At 72.5% G+C, this 26,509-nt stretch carries 25 protein-coding genes; 14 read left to right on the top strand and 11 right to left on the bottom strand.

Annotation, left to right across the window (positions count from 1 at the left end):
• The first annotated feature begins 188 nt into the window (after positions 1–188).
• Positions 189–2,441: a hypothetical protein gene (locus BT341_RS38155; RefSeq protein WP_342750254.1), complete on the top strand. Its 2,253-nt coding sequence runs from the start codon at positions 189–191 to the stop codon at positions 2,439–2,441.
• Position 2,442: 1 nt separating this feature from the next.
• On the opposite strand, the gene BT341_RS38160 is transcribed toward BT341_RS38155, so the two are convergent.
• On the bottom strand, positions 2,443–3,837 hold the full coding sequence (locus BT341_RS38160; protein WP_072480850.1) for a dihydrolipoyl dehydrogenase family protein: 1,395 nt from the start codon (positions 3,835–3,837) through the stop codon (positions 2,443–2,445).
• 139 nt (positions 3,838–3,976) lie between these two features.
• Here BT341_RS38160 and BT341_RS38165 point away from each other — a divergent pair, with 139 nt between their 5' ends.
• Positions 3,977–4,414, top strand: a complete 438-nt coding sequence (locus BT341_RS38165) for an Lsr2 dimerization domain-containing protein (protein ID WP_072480851.1) — start codon at positions 3,977–3,979, stop codon at positions 4,412–4,414.
• A gap of 47 nt (positions 4,415–4,461) precedes the next feature.
• Here the strand turns inward: BT341_RS38165 and BT341_RS38170 are convergent, their stop codons facing one another.
• From BT341_RS38170 to BT341_RS38190, 5 genes are all read right to left on the bottom strand, one after another.
• Positions 4,462–5,193, bottom strand: coding sequence for a lipoate--protein ligase family protein (locus tag BT341_RS38170; protein ID WP_072480852.1), 732 nt, complete (start codon positions 5,191–5,193; stop codon positions 4,462–4,464).
• Complete coding sequence (locus tag BT341_RS38175; RefSeq protein ID WP_072480853.1) at positions 5,190–6,575, bottom strand: NAD(P)(+) transhydrogenase (Re/Si-specific) subunit beta; 1,386 nt, start codon at positions 6,573–6,575, stop codon at positions 5,190–5,192. Before BT341_RS38175 ends, BT341_RS38170 begins: the two co-directional genes overlap by 4 nt.
• Positions 6,572–6,874: an NAD(P) transhydrogenase subunit alpha part 2 gene (locus BT341_RS38180; RefSeq protein ID WP_072482404.1), complete on the bottom strand. Its 303-nt coding sequence runs from the start codon at positions 6,872–6,874 to the stop codon at positions 6,572–6,574. The genes BT341_RS38175 and BT341_RS38180 overlap by 4 nt, the downstream gene beginning before the upstream one ends.
• Positions 6,875–6,879: 5 nt before the next feature.
• Complete coding sequence (locus tag BT341_RS38185; protein WP_072480854.1) at positions 6,880–7,992, bottom strand: Re/Si-specific NAD(P)(+) transhydrogenase subunit alpha; 1,113 nt, start codon at positions 7,990–7,992, stop codon at positions 6,880–6,882.
• Positions 7,993–8,114: 122 nt separating this feature from the next.
• On the bottom strand, positions 8,115–8,768 hold the full coding sequence (locus tag BT341_RS38190) for a TetR family transcriptional regulator (protein ID WP_072480855.1): 654 nt from the start codon (positions 8,766–8,768) through the stop codon (positions 8,115–8,117).
• 91 nt (positions 8,769–8,859) lie between these two features.
• Here BT341_RS38190 and BT341_RS38195 point away from each other — a divergent pair, with 91 nt between their 5' ends.
• From BT341_RS38195 to BT341_RS38215, 5 genes are all read left to right on the top strand, one after another.
• Positions 8,860–9,927 (top strand): ferredoxin reductase, encoded by a 1,068-nt coding sequence (locus BT341_RS38195; protein WP_072480856.1) that lies wholly within the window; start codon positions 8,860–8,862, stop codon positions 9,925–9,927.
• 11 nt (positions 9,928–9,938) lie between these two features.
• Positions 9,939–11,045 carry a fatty acid desaturase family protein gene (locus BT341_RS38200; RefSeq protein ID WP_072480857.1) on the top strand — a complete coding sequence of 369 codons (1,107 nt, stop codon included), beginning with the start codon at positions 9,939–9,941 and terminating at the stop codon, positions 11,043–11,045.
• Positions 11,046–11,052: 7 nt separating this feature from the next.
• Complete coding sequence (locus BT341_RS38205; RefSeq protein WP_004560346.1) at positions 11,053–11,253, top strand: hypothetical protein; 201 nt, start codon at positions 11,053–11,055, stop codon at positions 11,251–11,253.
• 508 nt (positions 11,254–11,761) lie between these two features.
• Positions 11,762–13,027, top strand: a complete 1,266-nt coding sequence (locus tag BT341_RS38210; RefSeq protein WP_245805245.1) for a sensor histidine kinase — start codon at positions 11,762–11,764, stop codon at positions 13,025–13,027.
• Positions 13,028–13,036: 9 nt separating this feature from the next.
• Positions 13,037–13,681 (top strand): response regulator transcription factor, encoded by a 645-nt coding sequence (locus BT341_RS38215; protein WP_072480858.1) that lies wholly within the window; start codon positions 13,037–13,039, stop codon positions 13,679–13,681.
• Here the strand turns inward: BT341_RS38215 and BT341_RS38220 are convergent.
• Complete coding sequence (locus BT341_RS38220; RefSeq protein WP_072480859.1) at positions 13,666–14,325, bottom strand: TetR/AcrR family transcriptional regulator; 660 nt, start codon at positions 14,323–14,325, stop codon at positions 13,666–13,668. The genes BT341_RS38215 and BT341_RS38220 overlap by 16 nt on opposite strands.
• A gap of 180 nt (positions 14,326–14,505) precedes the next feature.
• Here BT341_RS38220 and BT341_RS38225 point away from each other — a divergent pair, with 180 nt between their 5' ends.
• Together BT341_RS38225 and BT341_RS38230 are read left to right on the top strand one after the other, a co-directional pair.
• Entirely contained in the window at positions 14,506–15,711 is a 1,206-nt protein-coding gene (locus BT341_RS38225) for an MFS transporter (RefSeq protein WP_072480860.1), read from the top strand.
• A 10-nt stretch (positions 15,712–15,721) separates the two neighbouring features.
• The gene (locus tag BT341_RS38230) at positions 15,722–16,132 is read left to right on the top strand and encodes a secondary thiamine-phosphate synthase enzyme YjbQ (RefSeq protein ID WP_072480861.1); all 411 of its coding nucleotides are present in this window, start codon (positions 15,722–15,724) and stop codon (positions 16,130–16,132) included.
• Here the strand turns inward: BT341_RS38230 and BT341_RS38235 are convergent.
• Complete coding sequence (locus BT341_RS38235; RefSeq protein ID WP_084743298.1) at positions 16,070–17,062, bottom strand: YhgE/Pip domain-containing protein; 993 nt, start codon at positions 17,060–17,062, stop codon at positions 16,070–16,072. The two genes, BT341_RS38230 and BT341_RS38235, sit on opposite strands and share 63 nt — an antisense overlap.
• A gap of 105 nt (positions 17,063–17,167) precedes the next feature.
• Between BT341_RS38235 and BT341_RS38240 the strand changes: the two genes are divergently transcribed.
• Both BT341_RS38240 and BT341_RS38245 read left to right on the top strand, forming a co-directional pair.
• Entirely contained in the window at positions 17,168–17,857 is a 690-nt protein-coding gene (locus BT341_RS38240; RefSeq protein ID WP_072480863.1) for an HAD family hydrolase, read from the top strand.
• 110 nt (positions 17,858–17,967) lie between these two features.
• Positions 17,968–20,091, top strand: coding sequence for a bifunctional lysylphosphatidylglycerol flippase/synthetase MprF (locus BT341_RS38245; RefSeq protein WP_245805246.1), 2,124 nt, complete (start codon positions 17,968–17,970; stop codon positions 20,089–20,091).
• Positions 20,092–20,410: 319 nt separating this feature from the next.
• Here BT341_RS38245 and BT341_RS38250 read toward each other — a convergent pair whose 3' ends face one another.
• Together BT341_RS38250 and BT341_RS38255 are read right to left on the bottom strand one after the other, a co-directional pair.
• Positions 20,411–21,175: a DUF8017 domain-containing protein gene (locus BT341_RS38250; RefSeq protein ID WP_084743132.1), complete on the bottom strand. Its 765-nt coding sequence runs from the start codon at positions 21,173–21,175 to the stop codon at positions 20,411–20,413.
• On the bottom strand, positions 21,175–22,923 hold the full coding sequence (locus BT341_RS38255) for a proline--tRNA ligase (protein ID WP_072480864.1): 1,749 nt from the start codon (positions 22,921–22,923) through the stop codon (positions 21,175–21,177). The genes BT341_RS38250 and BT341_RS38255 overlap by 1 nt, the downstream gene beginning before the upstream one ends.
• Positions 22,924–23,046: 123 nt before the next feature.
• Between BT341_RS38255 and BT341_RS38260 the strand changes: the two genes are divergently transcribed.
• Together BT341_RS38260 and BT341_RS38265 are read left to right on the top strand one after the other, a co-directional pair.
• A complete protein-coding gene (locus BT341_RS38260) occupies positions 23,047–23,391 on the top strand; it encodes a VOC family protein (protein WP_072480865.1) in 345 nt (114 codons plus the stop codon).
• A gap of 363 nt (positions 23,392–23,754) precedes the next feature.
• The gene (locus BT341_RS38265) at positions 23,755–24,657 is read left to right on the top strand and encodes a 2-hydroxyacid dehydrogenase (RefSeq protein WP_072480866.1); all 903 of its coding nucleotides are present in this window, start codon (positions 23,755–23,757) and stop codon (positions 24,655–24,657) included.
• On the opposite strand, the gene BT341_RS38270 is transcribed toward BT341_RS38265, so the two are convergent.
• On the bottom strand, positions 24,638–25,621 hold the full coding sequence (locus tag BT341_RS38270) for a GNAT family N-acetyltransferase (protein WP_072480867.1): 984 nt from the start codon (positions 25,619–25,621) through the stop codon (positions 24,638–24,640). The genes BT341_RS38265 and BT341_RS38270 overlap by 20 nt on opposite strands.
• 55 nt (positions 25,622–25,676) lie before the next feature.
• Here BT341_RS38270 and yaaA point away from each other — a divergent pair, with 55 nt between their 5' ends.
• The gene (gene yaaA, locus BT341_RS38275) at positions 25,677–26,423 is read left to right on the top strand and encodes a peroxide stress protein YaaA (RefSeq protein ID WP_072480868.1); all 747 of its coding nucleotides are present in this window, start codon (positions 25,677–25,679) and stop codon (positions 26,421–26,423) included.
• Positions 26,424–26,509: the final 86 nt, after the last annotated feature.

Raw genomic sequence — 26,509 nt, forward strand, 5'->3', positions numbered from 1 at the left:
GAGGGACGTCTTCCCCTACGCCCTACTCCGAGCTGCAGCTTGGCCTCAGCGCGGCTCCCGAATGCCGCCTCCGATGCGTTGTAGCACATTCTGCACCCCAACCGTGCTGTTTGGCCACACGAACACCACAAGTCACCCAGGGCACCACTTTCGGAGGGCACGCGGCCGCGTCGCGCCCGTGTCGCACGGTGGATACCGCCGCGCGCGCTAGCGTGATGACCCGGAACGACGAGCAGGGAGGGGTTTCGGTGCGACTGGTGCGGCTCGAGCGGCAGCAGTCCCGGGTGGCCGACGACGTCCGGGCGGCTCTGGCGTCCCTGGGCCGCGGCAGCACCGTCATCGGCGGCATCGCGCTGATCGGCGTCGGCTCGGTGACGGAGCGTCCGATCGAGGCCGTGGTCCTGCTGCCCCACGGGGTGATCATCGTGATCGGCGTCGACCTTCCCGACCCGGCGCTGCGCCTGGAGGCCCCGCTGGGAGGACCGTGGAAGGCGGACGGCTGGCCCCTGGTCGCCGACGACGACGCGATCAACCCGGCCACCGAAGCACTGGACATTTCGCAGGCGTGCGAGCGGAAGATCGCTTCGCTGGTGCCGGGAACGGCCCCGGTGGGGACGATCGTGGCGGTGGGACCGTACGTGGAGACGGTCGACCAGCCGGCGGCCGACCTGGCGGGCCCGGTCCGGGTATTGCACCCGACCCCGACGACGATGCTGGCGGCAACGGTCTCCCTGGCGACGGCGCACCGCCCCCGATCGGTGGACCAGGTGCGGGCGCTGATCCGCGGGCTGGCCCCGGAGGCCCCGGAGTTTTCGGACGAGATCCTGCTGGGCGAGGGCTTCAGCCGCTTCACGGACGACGCACCGCCGGAGTCCCTTTGGGACACGGCGCCGCCGGTCCCTGCGCAGGCGAGCGCGGTTGCGGCGGAGTCCCCGGAAGGGGTTACGGGTTCGGCCGGTGCGGCGGCGGCCGGTGGGGGGTCGCCCGCGAGCGCCTCAGCGGCAGCTAGCTCACCCGCGGCGGCATCCGCCGCCGCGGGGGCGAGCGCACCCGCAGGAGATTCGATTGCAACCAGCTCGGCTGCGACCGGACCCGACCGTGCGCAGCCGCATGCACCTGCCGAAAGCTCGACCGCACCCAGCTCGACCCCGACCGGACCCAACCCTGCGCAGCCACGTACACCTGCCGAAGACTCGACCCCAACCAGCTCAGCAGCGACCGATGCGGACTCACCCGCAAGCGGCTCCCCCGCCACCAGCTCGCCCACGGCAGCATCCACCGCCGCTGGGCCGAGCGCCCCCGCCGAAGGATCGGCCGCAATCAGCCCAGCAGCGACCGATGCGGACTCACCCGCAAGCGGCTCCCCCGCCACCGCCTCGAACGCCGCGGCTCCCAGCGCCGCCGGGGCGAGGACACCTGCCGAAGATTCGGCCACGACCAGCTCAGCGGCGGTCGGTTCGGACTCACGCCCGACCGACTCCCCGGCAATCAGCTCGACCTCGCCGACCTCCAGCGCCGAAGCTTCGGCCAACTCGGCGGTCACAGACCCGTCCGCTCCCAGTCCCACCCTCGCGCCCGGCTCCGGCCGGCAGGCCGAAGCCCCGATGGCCGCCGAAGCTGCCCCGGGCGAAGATCATGCGAGCCCACTGGCCGATGCCGGACCCACCGAGGTCCTTCCGGCACCCGCACGGCCGCGGTTTCCCGGCGCCGTCGTGCCGTCCCCGTTCCCCCGGGTCGCTTCCGAAACCGAACCAAGCGACACCGAGCCCACCCAGCCGCCGCTCCCCAGCCCGCGGCCGCTCCCGTCCCAGCCTGGGCCGAAAACCCCGCCCGAAGCCGCCACTTCGCGGACCGTGCGGTGGCTTCCCGTCGGCGCCATCGGCCTTCTCGTCGCTCTCGGCGTCTCCGCCGTTGTCGTCGCCTCCTCCGGGGACGACACCGCCGCCACCACGACCGCGCCCGCCACCAGCTCCGTCGCTTCGCCTCCCCCGACCTCCAGCGCGACTCCCGTGCGCAGCCTCGAGTTCACCCTTCGCGCCGCCGATCACGATCAGCGCTGTGCCTCCCACGCCTTCGGGGACGCCCAGGCCAGCCTGCAGCAGACCAGCTGCTCCGGCGTCCGGCGCGCCAGCTACGCCGCCATCGTCGACGGGCGGGCCGCTGCCGTCAGTGTCGGGATCGTCGAGTTTCCCGATTCCGGCCAGGCGAACAACTTCAAGGCCGTCGTCGACACGCCCGGCGGGGGCGGCATTCTCGACCTCGCCACCGAGACCGGCAAGTGGGACGCCGTCCCGCGGTTCGAGAACGCCGCCTATACCTCCAAGGTCGACGGTACCGCCGTGCGGGTCGTCCAGGCGGTGTGGGTGCCGGGACCGTCCACTTCGGACGATCCCGGCCTGGCCAGGGCCGCCAAGGCCGCCCTCGACCTGCCCGCGCAGTGACTCAGAGCCCGTAGGCCTCCAGCAGCCGCAGCCACACCTCGCTGATCGTCGGGAACGACGGCACCGCGTGCCACAACCGGTCGAGCGGCACCTCGCCGACGATCGCGATCGTCGCCGAGTGCAGCAGCTCCGCGACGTCCTGGCCCACGAACGTCACGCCGAGCAGCACGTTCCGCTCGGGGTCGACCACCATCCTGGCCTTGCCCGTGTAGCCGTCCGCGTGCAGGGACGAGCCCGCCACCGCGATGTCGATGTCGACGACCCGGTCGGGCGAGCCCGGTCGGGCGTCCGCCAGGCCGACCGCCGCCACCTCCGGGTCGGTGAACACCACCTGCGGCACCGCGTGGTGGTCGGCCGTCGCGGTGAAACGGCTCCACGGCTCGCCCGGCACCGGCTTGCCCGCGGCCAGCGCCGCCACCGTGTCGCCCGCCGCGCGGGCGCCGTACTTGCCCTGGTGGGTCAGCGGCGCCCGGCCGGTCACGTCGCCCGCCGCGAACAGCCAGCCACCGTCCACAGCGGACACGCGGCCCGTGTCGTCTACCTCCAGCGCGCGGCCCGCCGCCACCCCGAGAGATTCCAGGCCGAGCCCAGCGGTCGCGGGACGGCGCCCGGTGGCCACCAGGAACTCGTCGACGACGAGCGTCCCGCCGTCCTTCAGGGTCAGCTCGATCCCGCCGGGGCCCGCCGCGACGCGCTCGACGCCCGACTCCGTGTGCACGTACACGCCGGCTTCGCGCAGCCCGTGCAGCACGAGGTCGCCGGCGAACGCGGCGTTGCGCGGCAGCGGCCGCTCACCCGTGATCACCAGGTGGACCTCGGACCCCAGCGAGGCGAACGCCTGCGCCATCTCGACACCGACCACGCCGCCGCCGAGGACGCCGAGCCGGCCCGGCACCGCCGAGGCCGACGTCGCCTCCCGCGAACCCCACGGCCGGATCGTGTCGAGACCCGGGATCGACGGCTTGCTCGGCACGCTGCCGGTGCACACGATCACCGCGTGCCGCGCGGTGAGCACGCGGTCGCCGTCGACGGTCACTTCCCGCTCACCGGTCAGCACCCCGTGCCCGCGGACCGGCTCGATGCCCGCGCCGCGCGCCCAGTCCACCTGCCCCGAATCGTCGCCTTTGCCGGTGAACCAGTCACGGCGGGCGAACACCGCGGCGGAGTCGAGCCGGTCGCCGGCCGGCACCCCCGGCACGCGCTTCGCCGCGGCGAGCAGGTTTCCCGGCCGCAGCAACGCCTTGCTGGGGATGCAGGCCCAATAGGAGCACTCGCCGCCGAAGCGTTCGTGCTCGACGAGGGCGACCTTGAGGCCTCCGCGGGCCGCGCGTTCGGCGGCCACCTCCCCCACCGGGCCCGCGCCGATCACCACTACGTCAAAAGTCTGTCCGGACATGGGCCCAGCGCACACCACCGCGCGGGATCACGCAAGCCAGCGGTTATCCTCGTCGCCGAAGCTGCACGTTATCGGCGGCACCGGGTGCCGTCGGGCCCGGTGCGCGCGAACACCACGTTCGGAGCACGGGAGGTTTGTCATGGCCAGGAACACGGCTGTGCGGGTGCTGGATGATCTGACCGGCGAGCCCGCCGCGGAGACGGTCGGGTTCGGGCTGGACGGCATCGAGTACGACATCGACCTCTCCTTCGCCAACGCCGAGGCGCTGCGAGAGCTGCTGCAGCGCTACGCCGACGCCGGCCGCCGCACCGGTGGCCGCAAGCGCCGGCCGCGGATCGTCCCGGGCGCGAAGAAGCCGCGCGCGAAGGCCACGCCCAAGACGGCCGCGAAGCCGGTTGCGGGGCGCCGCACCGCCAAGGCCGAGCCCGCGAAGACGACCAAGGCGGCCAAGGCGAAGACCACCGCGAAGGCCGAACCGGCCAAGACCACCCGTGCCCGCAAGACGGCGGAGCCGAAGAAGACCACGCGCGCGGCGGCCCGGAAGGTGCCGTCCGTCACGTTCTCGGCGGCCGAGTAAGTCCACAGTGGACAAGCGGCCCTTCCGCGGGAGGGCCGCTTGTCTTGTCACGCGGCGCGTTGGGCGCCCTCCGCGTGCCAGGACGGGTACTGGTACCGCGTGTGCAGCAGCGCCCGCTGGCGCGCCAGCTCGGCCGCGGAAGGCGGCCGTGGCACGAGTGTCCCGAGGATCTGCGACGCCGCCGCCCGCACCGCGGCCTCGACCGCCGGGAAGCCGGGCCGCAGGCCGTGCTCGGCCAGCGACGCCACCGGGCTGCGGTGGGAGTCGAACGGCCGCGGGTCCGGCGGCGCGCTCGTCAGGTAGCGGCCGACCAGCGCGGCCGACGTCTCGACCAGCAGCGTCGAGTGGGCCAGCAGGCCGGTCCGGGTGCGGAACACGGCGAACCCGCACAGCTTGGCGTCGCCGACGAACAGGCCGCGGTCGCCGATCCGCGGGACCAGCCCGAGCTGGTCGACGGCGGCGCTCATCACCTTGCCGAGCGCTTCCAGCGGCCGGTCGGCCGGGCCGGGGATGACGAGCGTCACGTTCAGGTTGCCGGGGTCGTGGAACACGGTGCCGCCGCCGCTGGCCCGCCGCAGCACCGGGACGCCGTCGCGGGCGCATTCCTCGACGCGGACCTCGCGCGCGATCCGCTGGCCGCGTCCCACCACGACGCAAACCGGGTTGCGCCAGAGCCACAGCACCGGTGACTCGGGCGCAACCCGGAGGAGCGCTTCGTCGAACGCCAGGTTCTCGGCCGGATCGGTGAATGCCGCGCGCACGTCCGACCCGGTCGTCATAGCGCCTTGAGTTCCTCCACGATCTCGCCCACCGACGACTTGGCGTCCCCGAAGAGCATGCTGGTCTTCGGATCGTAGAACAGGTCGTTGTCGATGCCCGCGAAGCCGGAGCTCATCCCGCGTTTCAACACGATCACGGACCGGCTCTCGTTGACCTTGAGGATCGGCATCCCGTAGATCGGCGAGCTCGGGTCGGTCTGCGCGGCCGGGTTGGTGACGTCGTTCGCGCCGATCACCAGCGCGACGTCGGTCTGGGCGAACTCCGAGTTGATCTCGTCCATCTCCTTGAGCTGCTCGTACGGCACGTCGGCCTCGGCGAGCAGCACGTTCATGTGCCCGGGCATGCGGCCGGCCACCGGGTGGATGGCGTAGGCGACCTCGATCCCCTTCTTCTCCAGCAGCTTCGCCATCTCGCGGACGGTGTGCTGCGCCTGCGCGACCGCCATGCCGTAACCCGGTACGACCACGACCTTGCTGGCGTAGGCCATCTGGATCGCCGTGTCGGCCGCGCTGGTCGAGCGCACCGGGCGGGCTTCCTTCGCCCCGCCCGCCGCGACGGCCGGGCCGCCGCCGAAGCCGCCCGCGACGATCGCCGGGATGGACCGGTTCATCGCCTTGGCCATCAGGTTGGTCAGGATCGAGCCGGACGCGCCGACGATCATGCCGGCCACGATCAGCGCCGTGTTGTCCAGTGCCAGGCCCATCGCCGCGGCCGAGAGCCCGGTGAACGCGTTGAGCAGCGAGATCACCACCGGCATGTCCGCGCCGCCGATGGGCAGCACGACGGTGAGACCGAGGATGCCCGCCGCGACCAGCAGCCCGATGATCAGCAGCTCGCTGTCGTCGCCGGTGATGATGAGCACCGCGCACACGACCGCGACGAGCAGGAGCAGCGCGTTGACCGGCTGCTGCAGCTTGCCGAGGCTGATCGGGCGGCCGCTGATCAGCTCCTGGAGCTTGCCGAACGCGACGTTCGAGCCCCAGAACGAGATCGACCCGATGATCGCGGCGAACAGCGACGCGATGGCGATGTACACCGGCTCGTGCGCGTAGCCGTCGGTGGAGTTGAACTCGACCCAGGCGATGAGCGCGACGGCGCCGCCGCCGACGCCGTTGAACAGCGCGACCATCTGCGGCATCGCGGTCATCTTGACCTTGCGCGCCGACGGGACGCCGACGAGGACGCCGATCGCGACGCCGAGGACGATGAGCAGCCAGTTGCCCATGCCGGGGGTGAGCAGCGTCGCGATGACGGCGATGCCCATGCCGACCGCGGCGATCCAGTTGCCGCGGACGGCGGTGCGCGGGCCGGTCAGGCCCATCAGGCCGTAGATGAAGAGGGCGAACGCGATGACGTAGAGGATCGCGATGAAGTCGGTCACTTCTCGTCCTCCTCGGCGGGAGCGGGTTTCTTGCCCTTGAACATCGACAGCATCCGGTCGGTGACGAGGAACCCGCCGACGACGTTGATCGTGCCGAACGCGATGGCGATCACCAGCAGGATCTTGTTGAAGACGCCGTCGACGCCCAGGCCCAGCACGACCAGCCCGCCGAGCAGCACGATGCCGTGGATGGCGTTGGTGCCCGACATCAGCGGGGTGTGCAGGGTGTTGGGCACCTTCGAGATGACGGCGAAGCCGACGAACCCGGCCAGCACGAGCACGGCGAGGTTCTGCACCAACGGGCTCACGCGACGCTCCCTTCGCGCCCGGCCACGCAGGCACCGGCGACGATCTCGTCTTCGAAGTTCAGCTCCAGCGCGCCTTCCTTCGTCACGAGCAGCTCCAGCAGCTCGGTGACGTTGCGCGCGTACAGCTCGCTGGCGTGCGAAGGCATTTCGGCGGGCAGGTTCAGCGGAGACGAAATGGTGACGTCGTGCTCCACCACGTCCTCGCCCGGCTTGGTCAGCTCGCAGTTGCCGCCGGACTCGCCGGCCAGGTCGACCACGACCGACCCGGCGGGCATGCCCTTGACGGCGTCCGCGGTGACCAGGGTCGGCGCCTTGCGGCCCGGGACGAGCGCCGTGGTGATCACGACGTCGAACTTCGTGATGGCCTCGGTGAGCCGCCGCTGCTGCTCCTCGCGTTCTTCCGGCGTCAGCTCGCGGGCGTACCCGCCTTCGCCGACGGCTTCGATGCCGAGGTCCAGGAACTGCGCGCCGAGCGACTTCACCTGCTCGCCGACCTCGGGCCGGACGTCGTAGCCCGTGGTCTGCGCGCCGAGCCGTTTCGCGGTGGCCAGCGCCTGCAGCCCCGCGACGCCGGCGCCGAGCACCAGCACCTTGGCCGGTGGCACGGTGCCGGCCGCGGTGGTGAGCATCGGGAAGAAGCGCGGGAGCTTCTGCGCCGCCAGCAGCACCGCGCGGTAGCCGCCGATGCTGGCCTGCGACGACAGCGCGTCCATCGCCTGGGCCCGGGAGATCCGCGGGATCGCTTCCATCGCGAACGCCCGCAGGCCCGCTTCTTCGAGCTTCGCGAGCCCCTCCGGGTTGCCGCGCGGGTCGAGGAAGCCGACGAGCACGGTGCCCCGCCTCAGCTTCGCGACCTCCGCGGGCGTCGGCGGATTGACCTTCACGACGATCGGGGCGCCCCACGCGTCGCCGAGTTCGGCGCCCGCCTGGGTGTACGCGTCGTCACTCAGGTGCGCCCCGGCCCCGGCGCCCGGCTCGACCAGGACGCGCAAACCGCGTTGCGCGAGCCGCCCGACCAGCTTGGGCACCATGGCCACCCGGCGCTCCCCGGGGCGTGACTCGGCCACCACGCCCACGGTGAGCTGCTGACTCTGTTCGCTGTCCGTCACACGACCTCCTCATCGGCGAGGCACGATCCGAGGGTTGTACCACGCCGGACCGACAGTCCCCAGTGACTTGGGTCGCAAGTCTCCCGGTTGCCACGGAAATACGGGCGGTGTGCGCGAAACGTTCAGCTGCTTTTCCAGTGCGGCACGCCGAGCAGGATCAGCCGCAGCCGTTTTTCCGCCGTTCCGGTGATTTTCCCGTCTTCACCTGGGCGGGCTTCCAGCAGTTCGACAATCGTCGTGAGCATCACGGAAACGATCAAGTCGGCCAGCATGTGCAGGTCTTCGGTGCTCCACGCGCGCAGCGGCGCGAACCGGGCGAGGTCGATCGCGAGGTCGCCGGAGAACATCCGCAGCTCGACGCCGATGGCGCGGGCGAGCGGGCCGCCGCCGTAGCGCTCGCGGGTCAGGAACCGGAAATGGTCCTCGTTCGCCCGGACGAATTGGTGGACCGTGGCCACCGAGGCGCTGATCATCCCCTGGTAGGTGTCCGGGTCCGTGCGGGCCGAGCGCATCATGCCGCGCAGGGTGCGCGTCGCTTCTTCGACGAGCGCGACGCCGAGTTCCTCCATCGACGCGAAGTGCCGGTAGAACGCCGTCGGGACGATGCCGGCGCCTTTCGCGACCTCGCGCAGCGACAGCGTGGCGAACGGCCGGTCGGCCAGCAGGTCCAAAGCCGTGTCCAGCAGCGCCTGACGCGTGCGCTGCTTGCGCTCCTGACGGCTCACCGGCTCTTCGGACACGACCTCCAGCGTACGGATGTCCACCGCGTTGCTCACGTCACATCCTCCGCGTCTCACGTTGACAGGGCGTCCACTCCTGCAGTGCACTATTGAGTGTACAGTCGTTCACTGTAACCGAGGAGGACCGATGACGGCGCTCATCCCCCGGCGGGTGCGCGGCCTCGCCTCGCTCGCCGAGGCGCTGCTGACGCCGCACGGGATGGACCGGTACCTCGAGCTCGTCGACCCGATGCTGGTCCGCCGCGAGATCCGCGGGCTGGTCACGGCGGTGCGCAAGCAGACCGCGGACACCGTCACCCTGACCGTGAAGCCCAGCCGCGCGTGGCCGGGCTTCACCGCCGGTCAGTACGTCCGCCTGCAGGTGGAGATCGACGGCGTCCGGCGCACGCGCTGCTATTCGCCGTGCGGCTCGCAGTACGACGGCGAGCTGGAGTTCACGGTCAAGGAGCAGGGCCTGGTGTCCGGGCACCTCAACCGCGCGGTCGACGTCGGGTCGGTGGTCGGTCTGTCCACTCCGGACGGCACGTTCACCCTGCCCGCCACCCGGCCGGACCGGGTGCTGCTGATCGCGGGCGGCAGCGGCATCACGCCGGTGCTCGCCATGGCCCGCACCCTGGCCGACGAGGGCCACCCCGGCGAAATCGTGTTCGTGCAGTACTCGAACGGGCCGGCCGACGCGCTGTACCGCGCCGAGCTGGCCGAGCTCGCCGCCCGGCACCCCGGGCTGCGCGTCGTGCACGCCTACACCCACTCCGAGGGCGGGGACCTCCAGGGGTTCTTCTCGCCCGAGCACCTGTCGCGCGTCGCGCCCTGGTACCGCGAGGCGGAGGCGTTCGTCTGCGGCCCGAAGCCGCTGATGGACGCCGTGCGCGAGGAGTTGGGTGAACGCGTGCACACCGAAGAGTTCACGCCGCCGGCGCTGACCTTCGACACGGCGGCCGCGGAAGGCCGGGTGCGGTTCCGCCGGAGCGGGCGCGAGTGCGCCAACTCGGGGAAGCCGTTGCTGGAGCAGGCCGAGGAGGCCGGGCTCTCGCCGGAGCACGGCTGCCGGATGGGCATCTGCTTCTCGTGCACGCAGCTCAAGACCGCCGGGCGCGTCCGCAACGCGCGCACCGGCGAGGTTTCCGGCGACGAAGACGAAGAAATCCAGCTCTGCATCTCCGTCCCGGTCGGGGACGTCGAGATCGACGCTTGAGGAGGCTTGTCATGACCGGATTGCAGGACCGCCTGACCCCGGAACAGGTCGAGGAGTTCGGCCGCGAGCTCGACGCGCTGCGCCAGCGGATCGTCGACGACCTGGGCCAGGAGGACGTCGACTACATCCACAACATCATCAAGACCCAGCGTGGCCTGGAGGTCCTCGGGCGGGCGCTGCTGTTCGCCGGGTTCTTCCCGCCGGCGTGGCTCGCCGGCGTCGGCGCGCTGTCGGTGGCCAAGATCCTCGACAACATGGAGATCGGCCACAACGTCATGCACGGCCAGTACGACTGGACGCGCGACCCGGCGCTGAGCTCGCAGCGGTTCGAGTGGGACACGGTGGCGCCGGCGGAGAACTGGCGGCACTCGCACAACTACATCCACCACACGTACACGAACATCGTCGACAAGGACCGCGACGTCGGCTACGGCATCCTGCGGATGGACACCGCCCAGAAGTGGCACCCGTACTACCTGGGCAACCCGGTGTACGCGTCGCTGCTGGCGATCTTCTTCCAGTGGGGCGTGATGCTGCACGACCTCGAGGTCGAGAACGTCGTCAAGGGTTCCCGCAGCTGGGCCGACAACGTCCCGGTGCTGCGCCGCATCGTGCGGAAGGCGTCCCGGCAGATCGGCAAGGACTACGTCCTGTTCCCGCTGCTGACCGGCCCGCTGGCGCCGCTGACGTTCCTCGGCAACGCGACGGCGAACCTGACCCGCAACCTGTGGGCGTTCGCGATCATCTTCTGCGGCCACTTCCCGGCGGACGTCGAGAGCTTCACCGAGGAGGAGACGGCCTCGGAGACGCGCGGCCAGTGGTACCTGCGCCAGATCCTCGGCTCGGCGAACATCACCGGCGGCCCGCTGTTCCACATCATGAGCGGCAACCTGTCCCACCAGATCGAGCACCACCTGTTCCCGGACATCCCGGCGCGCCGCTACCCGGAGATCGCCGCGGAGGTGCGCGCGATCTGCGAGAAGTACGGGCTGCCCTACCACACGGGGCCGCTGCGCAAGCAGCTCTGGTCGGTGGCGAAGAAGATCGTGAAGCTGGCGCTCCCTTCGTCGCCCTCCCCGGCTACCGTGGAACCCGACCGGCAGCTCCGAGCAGCGTGAGGGTGACATGGTGGGCCAGTTCGAACGGGAGAAGGACACCCTGCAGGTGATCACCGAATCAGCCGCGACGCACGTCGGCAACATCGTCTCGATCATCACGGGCGCGATCCGCGACGTGGCCAGGGAGACAGGCGACTGGCTCACCGACGTCATCGAGATGCGCGAGGCCGCGCAGCGGGCCCGGGAGGATGATCCGGACACGCCGTGAATGCCGCATCCACCGACCTCGTGTCCGTGGTGTGGCGTTCGCGGGCTGCAGGCGCCGGAATTGTCGGTGCCCGCCGGTAGCGTGGAAGACGGGGGGCGCCCCCGCGGGCCGGGGGTGAGCGAGGCCGCCGGGGTAAGCGAGGCCGCCGGGGTAAGCGAGGCCGGGGTAAGCGAGGCCGCCGGGGCGGGTCTGGTGACCCGGCCCGGGCGAGCTGGAGCCGGGTGGGCTCGGGCCAGATGACCCCGGAGCCGTGGTTGCCGGGCCAGGACCGGTCGGGCCGGGTCGGCAGGCCGGGCCGGGTCGGCAGGCCGGGGCCGGGTCGGCAGGCCGGGGCCGGGTCGGCAGGCCGGGGCCGGGTCGGCAGGCCGGGGCCGGGCAAGCAGCAGAGCCGGGGAGCAAGCCGGGCCGGTTGTCCCTGAGCCGTCGTTCCCAGAGCCGTGGTTCCCCGGGCCGCAGTAGGGGGAAAACCGGATGGGCAACCCCTCCGCCCCGGGGCAACACTGGCACGGTGACCAGCCTCGACCTGCCTCCCCACCCCCTGCGCCGCGTCTTCGGGCCGCTGGCCTCCCGGGACTTCTGGGCCGAGTACCTCTGGCTCTGGCTCTCCGCCCCACTGACCATGTTCGCGCTGCTCACCTTCCTCGCCCTTCTCGCGGCCGGCCTGTGGCTGACGCCCGTCCTGCTCGGCTTTCTCGTGCTCGCCGGCGCCTTCCTCTACGCCCGCGGGCTCGGCGCTGCTCACCGCGGCCTCGCGAAGAAGCTGCTCGGCGTCAGCGTCCCCGCTCCCCGGCGGCCCGAGCTGAAGCCCGGGCTGTGGGCCTGGGTCAAGGCCCGCGTCGGCGACCCCGCCGGCTGGCGCACCGCCGGCTACCTCGTGGTCCGGCTCCCGCTCACCTTCGCCGGGCTGTGCACCGTCATCTTCGGAAGCCTCTACGGCCTCGCCGCGACGAGCTACTCCTTGCTCTGGTTCACGCTCGACGACCGGCGGCTGCCCGTCTTGGGCCTCTACGCGGCCCACTGGCCCGGCGCGCTCGCCTGGTCGGCGACGGGCCTTCTGGCGCTCGTGGTGCTCCCGCGGGTGGTGCACGCCTTCGTCGCGCTCGACCGGCTGCTCGTCGTCGGGCTGCTGGGCACGCGCGTGCTCTCCGAACGCGTCCGCGACCTGGAAGCCAGCCGCGCGACGGCGGTCGAGGACGCCGCCCTGCGGCTGCGGCGCATCGAACGCGACCTGCACGACGGCGCGCAGGCCCAGCTCGTCGCGCTGACCATGAAGCTGGGCCTGGCCAAGGAAGAGCTCGCCGGTCATGGCCTCCCGCAGGTCGAACACCTCGTCACGGCCGCCCACGCGAACGCGAAGCAGGCCCTCGTCGAGCTGCGCGACCTCGCTCGCGGCATCCACCCCGCCGCCCTCGACGCGGGCCTCGACGTCGCCCTCGCCACCCTCGTCGCCACATCCGGGATCGACGCGCGCGTCTTCGCCGACCTGTCGCGCCGGCCGCCGCCGTCGCTGGAGACGATCGTCTACTTCAGCGCGGCCGAGCTGCTCACGAACGCCGCGAAACACGGCGGGACCACGCTGGTCGAGGTCACCGAGGAGCACGACGTCCTGTGGCTGCGCGTGCGCGACCACGGGCCGGGTGGCGCCCGGGTCGTGCCGGGAGGCGGCCTGGCCGGGGTCGCCGAGCGGCTGCGGACGGTCGACGGCGAGCTGGCCGTCGTGAGCCCGCCGGGCGGTCCGACCGAAGTGACCGCGCGGGTGCCGCTGCCCCGCTAGGGTCGCGGCATGCGGATCGTCATCGCGGAGGACTCCACCATCCTGCGCCAGGGCCTGGTCGAGCTGCTGACCTTCCGCGGCCACGAGGTCGTCGCCGCGGTGAAGGACGCCGGCGCGCTGCGGGACGCGGTCGGCACCCTCGACCCCGATGTGTCCATTGTGGACATCCGGATGCCGCCGACGCACACCGACGAAGGCCTGCGCGCGGCGATCGCGCTGCGTCGCGAGGTGCCCGGATGCGCCCTCCTGCTGTTCTCCCAGTACGTCGAAACGAAGTACGCCGCCCAGCTGCTCGCCGACCGCGCGGGCGGCGTCGGCTACCTGCTCAAGGACCGCGTCGCCGAGGTGTCGGACTTCCTCGACGCGCTGCGCCGCGTCGCCGACGGCGAGACCGTGCTCGATCCCGAAGTCGTCAGCCAGCTGTTCTCGGCGACGCGCCAGACCGACGCGCTCGGCGGGCTCACCCCGCGTGAGCGCGAAGTCCTCGGGCTGATGGCGGAAGGCCGGTCGAACTCCGCGATCGCCGCGAAGCTGTTCCTCTCGGCCGGCTCGGTCGAGAAGTACGTGACGTCGATCTTCGGCAAGCTCGGCCTGCCACCGTCCGAAGAGGACAATCGGCGGGTGCTGGCCGTGTTGCGCTACCTGGATTCCTGAGCCAGCAGGCCGTCGACGAGCGCGCGCAGTCCCGCCTGGTAGGTGTCGCGGGCGGTCAGCTCCGGCCAGCGGTCCCCGACCGCGGCCAGGCTCGGGAACCGCGTGGGGTCGAGATCGGCGAAGACCGCGTCGCGATAGCGGGGACGCTCCTGCGCGGCCCGGCGCCCGGAGCGAGCGCGGACCACGATTTCGCCGACCGTGAAGTACCAGACGCCGCGGTAGAGGCCGACCGCCCGCTCCGGCGTGCACCCGCAGGCGATGGCGCCGCCGACGATGGCCTCGACCATCCACAGCGCCGATTCGCCGAGCAGGTCGTCGGCCGTCAGGACCTCCACCGCCTGCGGCCACGCGGCCAGCGAGTCGTGCATGACGGTCGCCGCGGCGACGATGCGCTGGCGCGGATCCGGTGGCAGCTCGGGCCGCGGCAGCTGCTCGGCGTAGTGCTCGAGCAGCTGGATGAGCAGGTCGTCCTTGTCGCGCACGTGGTGGTACAGCGTCGTCGCGCCGACGCCCAGCTCCGCGGCCAGGCGGCGGATCGTCAGCTTCTCCCAGCCGTCGCGGTCGAGGATGGCCCGCGCCGCTTCCAGGATCTCCGGGCGGGACGTCGTCGGCGGCCGTCCGATGCGGCCGGCGGGTCGTGGCATGCCCCCATCATGCCCGCAAGCCGGTCGACACCCGCGGGCCGCCGGTGCTACTTTCGGAACATGTTCGAAAACTATGACCTGTTCAGGCCAACCCGGAAAACGCCGCATCAGAGGGCACGCACTGTCCGGCGGCCCGCTCTCGATCACGTCCGCCGGCACCGGACACGAAACGGCCGTGGCATGAGACGGCCGGTCCTCGTCGTCTGCCTGGCCGTGTCCGGCCTGATGGCGGGCCAGCAGATGCTCAACCCGATCCTGCCGCCGCTCGCGCGCGAGTTCGGCTTCAGTGAGTTCGCGCTGGGCTCGGTGTGGGCGGTCGGCGGCGCGGGTGTCGTGCTGGTCAGCCCGTTCTGGGGCCGCCGGAGCGCGACGTGGGGCCATCGGCCGGTCCTGCTGGTGTCGCTGGGCGGCGCCATGGCCGGCCTGCTCGCGTTCGCCGTCTTCGCCCAGCTCGGGCTGTCCGGAGCCCTGGCCGTGCCGGTGCTGTTCACGGGCGTTCTGCTCGCCCGCGGCGTCTTGTTCGGCCTCGCTTGGGCCGCGACGCCGGTGACCGCGCAGTCCTACATCGCCGACGTGACCGACGGCCCGGCCGAGCGCGTCCGCGGGATGGCGATGTTCGGTGCCGCCCAGGGCCTCGCGCTGGCCGTCGGTCCGGCGCTCGGCGGCCTCCTGAGCCTCACCGGGAACCTGCTGGTCCCGATCTACGCGGCACCGGTGATCCTGGCCGTGATCGCCGCGGTCATCGCCTTCGCGCTGCCGAAGCCGCCGAAACGGACCGCCGTCGTCACGGCGGAAGTCAGCCCGTTCGACCGGCGCCTGTGGCCGTTCCTGGCCATCGGCCTCGGCCTCTACCTCGCGCTCGCGATCGTGCTCATGACCGTCGGCTTCCTGGTGCAGGACCGGCTCGGGCTGGCCACGGCGGAAACCGGCCGCGTCACGAGCCTGGTCATGCTGGCCGGCGCCGGGATGATCACCCTGGTCCAGATCGTGGCCGTCCCGCGGCTGAACTGGGCGCCGCTGCGGCTGATCCGCGTGGGCGCGGTGGTGATGACCGGCGGGATGCTGGTGGTCGCCGCCGGCACCAGCGGGGTCCTGCTCGGTGCGGGCGTGGCCGTGCTCGGCGCCGGGATGGGGTTCGCGACACCGGGGTTCATGTCCGCGCCGACGCTGCTCGCCACGCGCGAGGAGCAGGGCGCCGTCGCCGGGCTCATGGGGTCGAGCAGCGCGCTGGCGTTCATGGGTGGCCCGCTGGTGGGGACCGGGCTGTACGAGATCTCGCCCGTCGTGCCGTACGTCGCCGGCGCGGTGCTGCTGGCCGGCCTGACGGCGTTCGCGTTCACCGGCGTCCCGGGCGCCGAGCCCGCGAAGGAGCCCGTGGCTCCCTAGGCTGGAGCGCATGTACTCCACCGAGATCGAGGTCCGCACCGGCTCCGAAGCCGTCGTCCACGACCTCACCCACGAGGCCGAGGCGTTCCTGCGCGACGCCGACGCGGCGGACGGGCTGCTGCACGTCTGGGTCCCGCACGCCACCGCCGGGCTGGCGATCCTCGAGACCGGCGCCGGCAGCGACGAGGACCTGCTGACCGCGCTCGACGAGCTGCTCCCCCGCGACGGCCGCTGGCGGCACCGGCACGGGAGCCCGGGTCACGGCCGTGACCACGTGCTGCCGGCGCTGGTGCCGCCCTACGCGACCATCCCGGTGCTCGGCGGCGTCCTCGCGCTGGGCACCTGGCAGTCGATCTGCCTAGTGGACACCAACCTCGACAACCCGGTCCGCAAGGTGCGGTTCAGCCTGCTGGCGGGCTGACCGGCCCGGCCACAGCACCAGCACCAGCCCGGCGGCCAGCAGTGCGCCGAGCACCCAGATCCCGGTCGTGACGTCGGGTGCGTCCGGCACGCCCTGGAGCAGGCTGCGCAGCCCTTCGGCCGAGAAGCGGAACGGCGTCCACGACCACAGCAGCGCGCGGTAGGCCGGGTTCAGCAGCTCCGGGACCTGGCCGGCGACCGCGGGCGCGACCAGGTACAGCGGCCCGAGCACGGCCATCGCGCGCAGCCCGAGCAGGCGCAGCAGCCCGGCCTGCACGGCGGCGAACGCCGTCGCGGCGAGGAAGACGAAGCCGAGGACTCCGGCGTCCAGCGGGAGCGTGGCGTCCCACAGCGCGAAGAACCCGGCGACGACCGCCGTGACCAGCACGCCGACCCCGACGACCTGCGCGAACCGCGCGCCCGCCCCGATCGTGCGGCCGGCCCGCTTCGCCAGCTGCGTCAGCGCGAGGCCGCCCGCGAGCGCGCCGATCCAGGCGAGCGCGGACGCCGCCAGCGGCGCGGTCCGGCCGGCGAGGCTCACCGGGTGCAGCACCTCCTGCTTCGGTGGCCCGGCCAGCGCGGCCGCGGCGCCGGTGAGCGCCTGCTGCGCGACCTGGGTGCCCGCCGGGTTGACCGCGCCGGACGTCACGACCGTCGCGGACGGGCCGGGCCCGAGTTCGAGCACCGCGTAGACCTTCTTGTCCTCCAGCAGCTGCCGTGCTTCGGACGGCGACGCGACGGTCCAGCCGAGCTGGCCGCCGCCGTGGGCGGTGACGCGCTGCGCCACTTCGGGCGGCGCGGCGAGCGCGACCGGGACGTGGTCCGGCGCGACGGTGGCCTGCGCGCCGAAGGTGAGGAACCCGAGCACCACGGCCACCAGTGCGCCGGCCACCGCCGCGACCAGGGCGAGCGCCCCGACGGAACGGGACATGACGACCTCCATTTATTCGTCACTTGTTGAATTGATGCCCAAGGTACGACGCGCCCGCCGAGAAGTCAACGCATGTTGAATAGTGGTCCCGGTAACCTCGAGGTCGTGACGACGAAGCGGCTGGTGCTCTGGGACATCGACCACACGCTGGTGGACTTCACCGGCCTCGGCTCCGCCTGGTACGCCGCGGCGCTGGCCGCGACGACCGGCACCGAGCTGGTCTCCTACCCGGACTTCGGCGGCCGCACCGAGCGTGCGATCAGCACGGACCTGCTGACCGCGCACGGGATCGAGCCGACCGAGGAGCTGCTGCAGGCGCTGTGGCTGGCACTGATCGCGGAGTCCGAGCGGGCCGTCGAGCGCCTGCCGGCGTCGGGCCGGGCGCTGCCGGGCGCGGCCGAGGCGCTGGCCGCGTTCGCCGGCCAGGACGGCGTCGTGCAGTCGCTCGTCACCGGCAACCTGCCGGAGATCTCGCGGCACAAGCTGGCCGCGTTCGGCCTGGACGAGCACCTCGACCTGGAGATCGGCGGCTACGGCACGCTCTCGGCGCACCGGCCGGACCTCGTGCCGCACGCCGTCGCGCAGGCCGCGGCCAAGCACGGCACGGAGTTCGGCGCCGTGGTCGTCATCGGCGACACCCCGAACGACGTCGAAGCCGCCCTGGACCACGGCGCGGTCTCGGTCGCGGTGGCGACCGGCCACTACGCTCCGGAGGAGCTGCGGGCGGCGGGCGCGCACACGGTGTTGCCGGATCTGGCCGACATCGACGCCGTCCGGGCCGCGGTTCTGGGCTGAGCCTGGTCCTTCCGAGGGGGTGACCCTCAGTCGAAGGGAGGACTCCCCTAGGGGAAAAGTCGTTCCTTTGCCTGATGCCCGCGGCGGCCGCGGTCGCCAGACTCTTCTCCATGACCGAAACAGGGGCGGCGGCCGGGTCCGCCGGAGGGGGACGCATCCGCGGGACGGTCGCGGTGCTGAGGCAGCGGCTGCCGTTCACCAGCGGCGTCACGCTCGCCATGCTGGTGCTGGCCGTCGTCACGGGTGCGCTGTGGAACGCCGCGGAAGACCGGGCGGCCTATCCGTTCGTCGCCTACGGGCTGCCGTCGCTGGAGGCGGGCCGGTGGTGGACGATGCTCACCGGGCCGTTCTTCGCCGTCATCCCCTGGTATTACCTGCCGATGGTCGGCAGCTTCGCGCTCTTCGCCGGTTTCGCCGAGTGGAAGCTGGGCACGCGTCGCGCGATGGCCGTGACGATCGGCGGCCAGTTCGTCGCGGTGCTCGTCGCGACGCAGTTCCTCGCGCTGTCCCGCAACTCCGGCTGGCTGTGGGCGGAACGCGTCGCGGGCAGCCTCGACGTCGGCTTCTCGGGTGGCGCGCTGGCCGCGGTCGCGGTCGCCAGCGCGACACTGCGGCCGCCGTGGGCGCTGCGGCTGCGGGCGGGGCTGTGCGTGTACGCCGGCGTCGCGATCGTCTACGTCGGCACGCTCGCCGACCTCGTGCACTTCTTCGCGCTGGTGGTGGCGATCCCGCTCGGCAACCGGCTCGTCGGGGCCCGCCGGGTGCCGTCGGCGGGGCCGAACCTGCGGGAGTGGCGGCTGCTGACCGTCGCGGGCCTGCTGTTGCTCACCATCGCCGAGATCGTGATGTTCCTGGTGCCGGGCGACGGCCCGTTCGGGTCAGCGGAAGGGGTTTCGCTGTCGGCGCCGGAGCTGGCGGTGCTGGTGCTCCTCGTCGTGCCGATGCTCAACGGGCTGCGCAAGGGCGGCCGGGTCGCGTGGCGCTGGGCGGTCGCGTTGTCGGCTTTCGTGACGCTGCAAGGACTTGTCGTCGGGACGCTGGCCGGGCTGGCCGACCTCCTCGGCGGCGACTACGACACCACGGGCCTGCCGCTGTTCATGGTGGACAATCTCTTGTGGACGATCGAACTGGTCGTCTTGCTGGCCGCGCAGCACGCTTTCCGCGTGCCGTCGCGGCGACGGCAGCGGCGGCACAGCCAGGGGCCGGGGCCCGCGCTGGCCCGCACGCTGCTCGGACGGCACGGTGGAAGCACGCTGTCGTGGATGACGACGTGGCCGCGCAACACCTACTTCGTCCCCCAGAACGGCCGGTCGTACCTGGCCTACCGGCGGCACGCGGGCGTCGCGGTGGCGCTGGGCGACCCGATCGCCCCGGACGGCACGGCGGCGGCCACGGTCACGGAGTTCGCCGCGATGTGCGAGAACTCGGGCCTGGTGCCGTGCGTGTTCTCGGCGACGGAGGCGACGGTCGCGGCGACGCGCGAGCTGGGCTGGCAGCACGTCCAGGTGGCCGAGGACAACGTGCTCGACCTGGAGGGCCTGGAGTTCCGCGGCAAGGCGTGGCAGGACGTCCGCTCGGCGCTGAACAAGGCGGCCAAGCAGGACATCGAGTTCCGGCTGATCCGCTTGGCCGACCAGCCGGAACCGATCCTCGCGCAGGTGCGGGCGCTGTCGGAGGAATGGATGTCGGGCAAGGGAATGCCGGAGATGGGCTTCACCCTGGGCGGCCTGGACGAGGCCATGGACCCGGCGACGCGGGTGGGCCTGGCGGTGGACGCGGAGGGAACGGTCCACGGCGTGACATCGTGGCTGCCGGTGTACACGGGAGCGGGCAAGATCGGCGGCTGGACCCTGGACGTCATGCGCCGCAGCGCCCACGGTTTCCGCCCGGTGATGGAGTTCCTGATCGCGTCGGCCTGCCTGGAGTTCCGCGCGGAGGGAGCCCGGTTCGTGTCGCTGTCGGGAGCGCCTTTGGCCCGTAGCGGAACCGGGGCGCCGGCGCGTCCGGTGGACCGGGCACTGGAGTCGCTCGGGCGCGTGATGGAGCCGTACTACGGATTCCGTTCGCTGCACGCGTTCAAGGCGAAGTTCCAGCCGCGCCGGGTGCCGCTGTACCTGGCGTACCGGGACGAGGCCGACCTGCCGCGGGTGGGGCTGGCGCTGAGCCGGGCTTACCTGCCGGACGTCCGGCTGCGGGAGCTGGCGAAGCTGGTCAGCGGCTCCCGCGCACACTGATCCGCTTCGGCAAGCGGCTCTTGCGCCCCGGCGGGCGGAACGAGAAAGGGCGGCGCCGGGTGGGCAGACCTGCGGCGCGTCCGGCTGCGGGAGCTGGCGAAGCTGGTCAGCGGCTCTTGCGCCGGCTGATCACGTTCTCGTCCTTCTCGGTCTTCCGCCGGTCATGACTTCGTCGCGCTGCTCCGGACGTCCGGGACCCGTGGCCGACGCGGAGCACGAAACCGTCCGCAGCGGCCCGGATCACGCGAGCCGTCTTCCCGCCTCACCGGTCATGGGTGCACAGCCTGCCGAATTCCGGCGTCGCGCGGCAGCGGTGTGCCTACCTCGGCGGCGTGGTCGGGTTCGGGACGAACCGGTAGCTGCGCACGATCCGCAGCAGGTCGTCGCGGACCGAACCACCGGCGCGGTCGCTGTCCGCGTATGCCACCACCACGCCCGACGCTCCCGCACCGCTCCCGAACCCCATGGCCGCGACCAGGGCGTGCTTCGCCGCGCACTCCCCCGTTCCCGGCATCACCTGGGCGACGACCACCCGGGCCGGGGCCTTCGTGCCGTCGGCTTTGGTGATCTCCGCGTCCGTGCCCGGCTCCGCCTCGAGCGTCCCGCCGTACGCCGCCGTCGTCAGGTCCGTGGCCGCCTTGCGGGCCGCCGCCTCGGGGTCCGCCACCGGCTCCGTTGTGACGCCCGCGCCGCCCAGGGGCGCCCGGCCGCACGCGTTCCTGCCCAGGAACGCGCTCGTGATCAGCCGGATCCCGGCCCCGGCCCAGCTCTGCTGCGTGTCCGGGGCCGGTTGCCAGTCCGGCGGGACGTCGTAGGCATACGAACCCACCTGGCCCGCCACCGCCTGCCAGCCGGGGACCACCGCGGGCACCACGGCCCGCGGTGCCGGCGTCTCGATGACCGGTGCGGGTGCCGACGCCGCCGGGCGGGGTTTGCCCACGCCCAGCGCGTTCAGGATTCCCGCGACCAGCGCGATGAACGCCAGCCCGAACCAGGGCGCCCGCCGCCACTTCAGCGGTTTCGGCGCCGGCCGGATCCGCTTCGGACGCGCGCGCGGCGTGTCCGCGGGCTCCGAACCGCCCATCAGGACCGGACGAGCTTGACCAGGTGCTCGACGACGGCGTCGACCGCGATCTCCTCGCGCTCGCCCGAGCGCCGGTCCTTGACCTCGACGACGCCGTTGGCCAGGCCGCGCCCGACCACGAGGATGGTCGGCACGCCGACCAGCTCGGCGTCGGCGAACTTGACGCCCGGCGTCGCCTTGCGGTCGTCGAGGATGACCTCGAGGCCGGCCGCGTCCAGCTCGGCGGCGATCTTCTCGGCGCCGGCCGCGACGGTCTCGTCCTTGCCCGCGATGACGATGTGCACGTCGAACGGCGACACCTCGCGCGGCCAGATCAGGCCCAGGTCGTCGTGGTTCTGCTCGGCGAGGACGCCGACCAGCCGCGAGACGCCGACGCCGTAGGAGCCCATCGTGATCCGGATCGGCTTGGAGTCGGGGCCGAGCGCGTCCACCTCGAACGCGTCGGTGTACTTGCGGCCGAGCTGGAAGATGTGCCCGATCTCGATGCCGCGCGCGGCGACGAGCGTGCCGTGCCCGTCCGGCGACGGGTCGCCCTCGCGGACCTCGGCGGCCTCGATGGTGCCGTCCGGGGTGAAGTCGCGGCCGGCCAGCAGGTCGACGACGTGGTGGTCGACCTTGTCGGCCCCGGTGACCCAGGCGGTGCCGGGGACGATCCGCGGGTCGGCGAGGTAGCGCACGCCGTTGTCCTGCAACGCCTTCGGGCCGATGTAGCCCTTGACGAGGAACGGGTTCTTCGCGAAGTCGGCCTCGTCGAGCAGCGCGACCTCGGCCGGCTCCAGCGACGCTTCGAGGCGCTTCATGTCCACTTCGCGGTCGCCCGGGACCGCGACGCAGACCAGCTCCCACTCGGCGGAGCCCGGCTGACGCGTCTTGAGCATGACGTTCTTCAGCGTGTCCGCGGCGGTGAACGTGCGGCCGAGATCCGCCTTGTTGAGGAACTCGACGAGCGACTCGATGGTGGGCGTGTTCGGCGTGTGGTGCACCTGCGCCTCCGGGCGGCCTTCGATGGGCTGCGCGGGCGGCGGCGGCGTGACGACGGCTTCGACGTTCGCCGCGTACCCCGACTCGGTGCTGCGGACGTAGGTGTCCTCGCCCGTCTCGGCGACGGCGAGGAACTCCTCGGACGCCGAGCCGCCCATCGCCCCCGACGTCGCCTTCACGACGACGTACTCGAGGCCGAGGCGGTCGAACAGCTTGATGTAGGCGTCGCGGTGGGCCTGGTAGGAGCGGGCGAGACCCTCGTCGTCGAGGTCGAAAGAGTAGGAGTCCTTCATGACGAACTCGCGGCCGCGGAGGATCCCGGCGCGGGGACGCGCTTCGTCGCGGTACTTGGTCTGGATCTGGTAGAGCGTGACCGGGTAGTCGCGGTACGAGCTGTACTCGCCCTTCACGGTGAGGGCGAACAGCTCCTCGTGCGTCGGGCCGAGGAGGTAGTCGGCGCCCTTGCGGTCCTTGAGGCGGAAGAGGCCGTCGCCGTACTCGGTCCAGCGGCCGGTGGCCTCGTAGGGCTCTTTCGGCAGCAACGCGGGGAACTGGATCTCCTGCGCGCCGATGGCGTTCATCTCTTCGCGGACGACGGCCTCGATGCGGCGCAGGACGCGCAGGCCCAGCGGCAGCCAGGAGTACCCGCCCGGGGCGACCCGGCGGACATAGCCGGCGCGTACCAGGAGCCGGTGGCTCGGTACCTCGGCGTCCGCCGGATCCTCGCGCAACGTGCGAAGGAACAACGACGAAGTCCTGGTGATCACTGCGGGGCTCCCTGCTCCGGGCGGGTGTGAATATCCCGCTCAGGGTAGTCAACGACCCGGCCGCGACTCCAACGGGTTACTCGGCGCCCGGTTTTTGTCGGTGGTGGCCGCTAGCTTCACGACATGGCGATCCACATGGGCATGATCACGATCGACTGCGCGGACCCCAGAGGCCTGGCGCAGTTCTGGACGGCAGCGCTGGGCACGACGGTGGCGCAGGACTACGACGGCGAGTTCCTGGTGCTGGCCCCGCCCGAGGGCGGGCTGCCGCTGGGGCTGCAGCGGGTACCGGAGCCGCGGCCGGGGAAGAACAGGGTGCACATCGACTTCGGCGGTGACGACCGGGCTGCGGAGGTCGAGCGGCTCGTCGGGTTGGGGGCCGAGGAGGTGGATGAGCACGAGGTGCCTGGGCTGGCTTGGACCGTGCTGCGGGATCCGGAGGGGAACGAGTTCTGCGTTTCCGGGTGAGTCGGGTCGGGTGCCAGAGGGCCGGCCGGGGGTGAGGGGCCGGGGTGGGCGGGTGAGGAGGCGGTCGCAAGGTGAGCGGGCGGCTGGGGTGAGCGGGCTGCCCGGGCGAGCAGGCAGCCGGAAGGTGGGTAGGCCGGTGGGTAAGCCCGCTCTGGGCGCGGTCAGGCGGCCTCCGAGCCGGGCCTTCCCAGCCGGCGCGCAAGGCCCTCGCGGGAAGCCGCGAGGCGAGCGAGCCCTCCGCGCCAACCGGCCCGCGAGACCTCGGCGCGGGTGCCCGCTTCGACGTCCGCGACTCCGCCGGCTCGGCGCACCTGGTCGTCGACCTGCAGGGCCGCTTCCCGCGCTAGCGGGTAGAAAGGCGGCATGAGCGCTCGCGTACTACTGCCCTGGCCCGACATCGAGGTACCGGACGGGCTCGACGCCGCCTGCTACGACGGCGTCGAGCCGCCACCGGCCGGCCTGGACGGCGTCGAGTTCTACGTGCTGCCCTACGACCGCGGGCCGGAACCGCCGAAGCTCATCGGGGAGCTGCCCGCGTTGCGCGTGGTGCAGTCGCTGTCGGCAGGGGTCGAGACGCTCGTGCCGCTGCTGCCCGAGGGGGTGCGGCTGGCCAATGGGCGCGGGCTGCACGACCTGAGCGTCGCCGAGCACGCCCTCGCGCTGATCCATGCCGCCCAGCGCGACCTGCCGCGCTGGTTCGCGCAGCAGGCCCGCGGCGAGTGGGTGCGCGAGCACACGCGGTCGCTCGCCGACAGCCGGGTGCTCCTGGTCGGCTACGGCTCCATCGGGCAGGCGATCGAGCGCCAGCTGGTCGCCGCCGAGGCCGTCGTGACGCGGGTGGCGAGCCGGGCGCGGCCGGCGGAGGACGTCCACGGCGTCGACGAACTGCCCGGCCTGCTGCCCGCTGCCGACATCGTGGTCCTGATCCTGCCGGACACCCCCGCGACGCGCGGCCTCATCGACGCGAAGGCTCTGCGCGCGCTGCCCGACGACGCCCTGGTGGTCAACGTCGGCCGCGGCACGGCGATCGACACCGACGCCCTCGTCGCCGAGACGCGCACCGGACGCCTGCGCGCCGCCCTCGACGTCGTGGACCCGGAACCGCTGCCCGCCGGCCATCCACTGTGGACGACGAAGGGCGTGGTCATCACCCCGCACATCGCGGGCGGCTCGGCCTCGTTCTACCCGCGGGCGAAGAAGCTGGTGGCGGAGCAGCTGCGCCGGTACGTCCGGGGCGAGGAGCTGCTCAACCTCGTAGCGCGCTGACGGCGGCGGTGCCGGACAGGACGTACACGTGCCATTCGTCGTCGACGCGATATCCGCACCGCTCGTAAACGCCCAGCGCGCGGTGCGCATTGTCGACGTCGACGTTCAGCGCCGACCGGTCGAATCCGGCGGCCTTGGCCGCCAGCAGCGTGTGGCCCAGCAGCCCTGACGCGACGCCGCGGCCACGCAGCGCCGCGCGCGTTCCCACCCAGCTGGCGTAGTGCTCGCGCACGCCCGTCACCTCGGCCTCGGACGCGTAGAAGTGGCTCAGCACGAAGGCCAGGACCTTGTCGCCGTCGAGGATGAGGAACGACAGGTCCGGCCGGAAGTCCTTCGAGCCGGTGACCAGGTGGCGCCAGGCGTCGGGCTGGTAGACCGTGCTGCCCCAGTGGTCGCCGAAGGTGTCGTTGCGGGCGTCGAGCGTCGCGAGGTCGTACTTGTAGTCGAAGGGCACCGGCTCCAAGCCGTCCGGCAGCGGTGGCTGCGGCGGCAGGTCGGCGAGCCCGGCGCGCATGTTCACCATCGTCCGCGCGTGCGTGAACCCGGCGCCGGCGAGGACGCCGGCGATCCACCGCTCGTTCTGGTGGTGGCCGTGGTGCAGTTCGAGCGGCGCGCCCGGGAAGGCGCGCTCGTGGACCTCGCGGGCCGTCCGGCGGAACCACTCGATCAGGTGAGCGCCGACGGCGTCGGTGCGGTGGCGCGGGTGCACGACCGACTGGAGGCGGACCATGTGGACGGGGTCCGCGGCGTCGCGGCGGCGGACCAGCCCGTAGCCGACGAGCTCGCCGTCCGCCCACGCGCCGGTCGTGGCGCGGGCCAGGTCGATGTTGGGGCCCGCCAGCTCCTCGCGGAGGTCGTCTTCGGCGAGGTGTTCCCCCGTCCGGTCGGTTTCCTCGGCGGCGGCGTACAGGCGGGTCAGCGCCGGGACGTCGGCGAGGGTCAGCGGGCGCCAGGTCAGGTCCATGGCGGGAGGCTAGGCCGGACGGCGGTGCCCGCGCACCCCGATTTACGCTCGGGACGTGCTGGTGCTCCTGCCTCCCTCCGAGACCAAGGCCGACGGCGGCCGCGGCGGTCCGCTCGACCTCGGCGCGCTGTCGTTCCCCGAGCTGAACCCGACGCGCGCGAAGCTCGCGGACGCGCTCGTCGAGCTGGCCGCCGACGTCCCGGCCAGCCTCGCGGCACTGGGCCTCACCGAGCGCCAGGCCGGGGAGGTCACGCGCAATGCCCGGCTGTGGACGTCGCCCACCATGCCGGCGCTGCGCCGCTACACCGGCGTCCTCTACGACGCGCTCGACGTCAAGAGCTTCACGAAAGCCGGCCTGGAGAAGGCGCACCGGCGGCTGGCGGTGACGTCGTCGCTGTTCGGCGTGGTGTCGGCGACCGACCCGATCCCGGCGTACCGGCTGTCGGGCGGGAACTCGCTGCCGTCGCTCGGGACCGTCCGCGGGCTGTGGAAACCGGTGCTCGAGCCGGTCCTGCGCGGAGTCGAGGGCCTGGTCGTCGACCTGCGGTCGGGCACGTACTCGGCGTTCGCGAAGCTGCGCCCGGACGCGGTGACCGTCCGCGTGGTGACGGAGAACGCCCACGGCGAGCGCGTGACGGTCAGCCACTTCAACAAGGCGTACAAGGGACGGCTCGCGCACGTGCTGGCGGCCACCCGCGCCGAACCGTCCACTGTGGACCAGCTGGTCAAGGTGATCGGCAGGGCGGGCCTGACCGTCGAGCGCACCGGCGAGCACGCGCTCGAGCTGGTCACCGAGGGCTGACGACCCGTTCGACGGCGAAACGGCCGGGCGCGCGTCGGCCTCAGCAACGCGAGGCGCGTCCGTCGCGAGATCCGGGCTCAGCTCAC

Origin of the sequence: Amycolatopsis australiensis (assembly GCF_900119165.1) — a bacterium.
In the GTDB taxonomy this organism is placed as follows: domain Bacteria; phylum Actinomycetota; class Actinomycetes; order Mycobacteriales; family Pseudonocardiaceae; genus Amycolatopsis; species Amycolatopsis australiensis.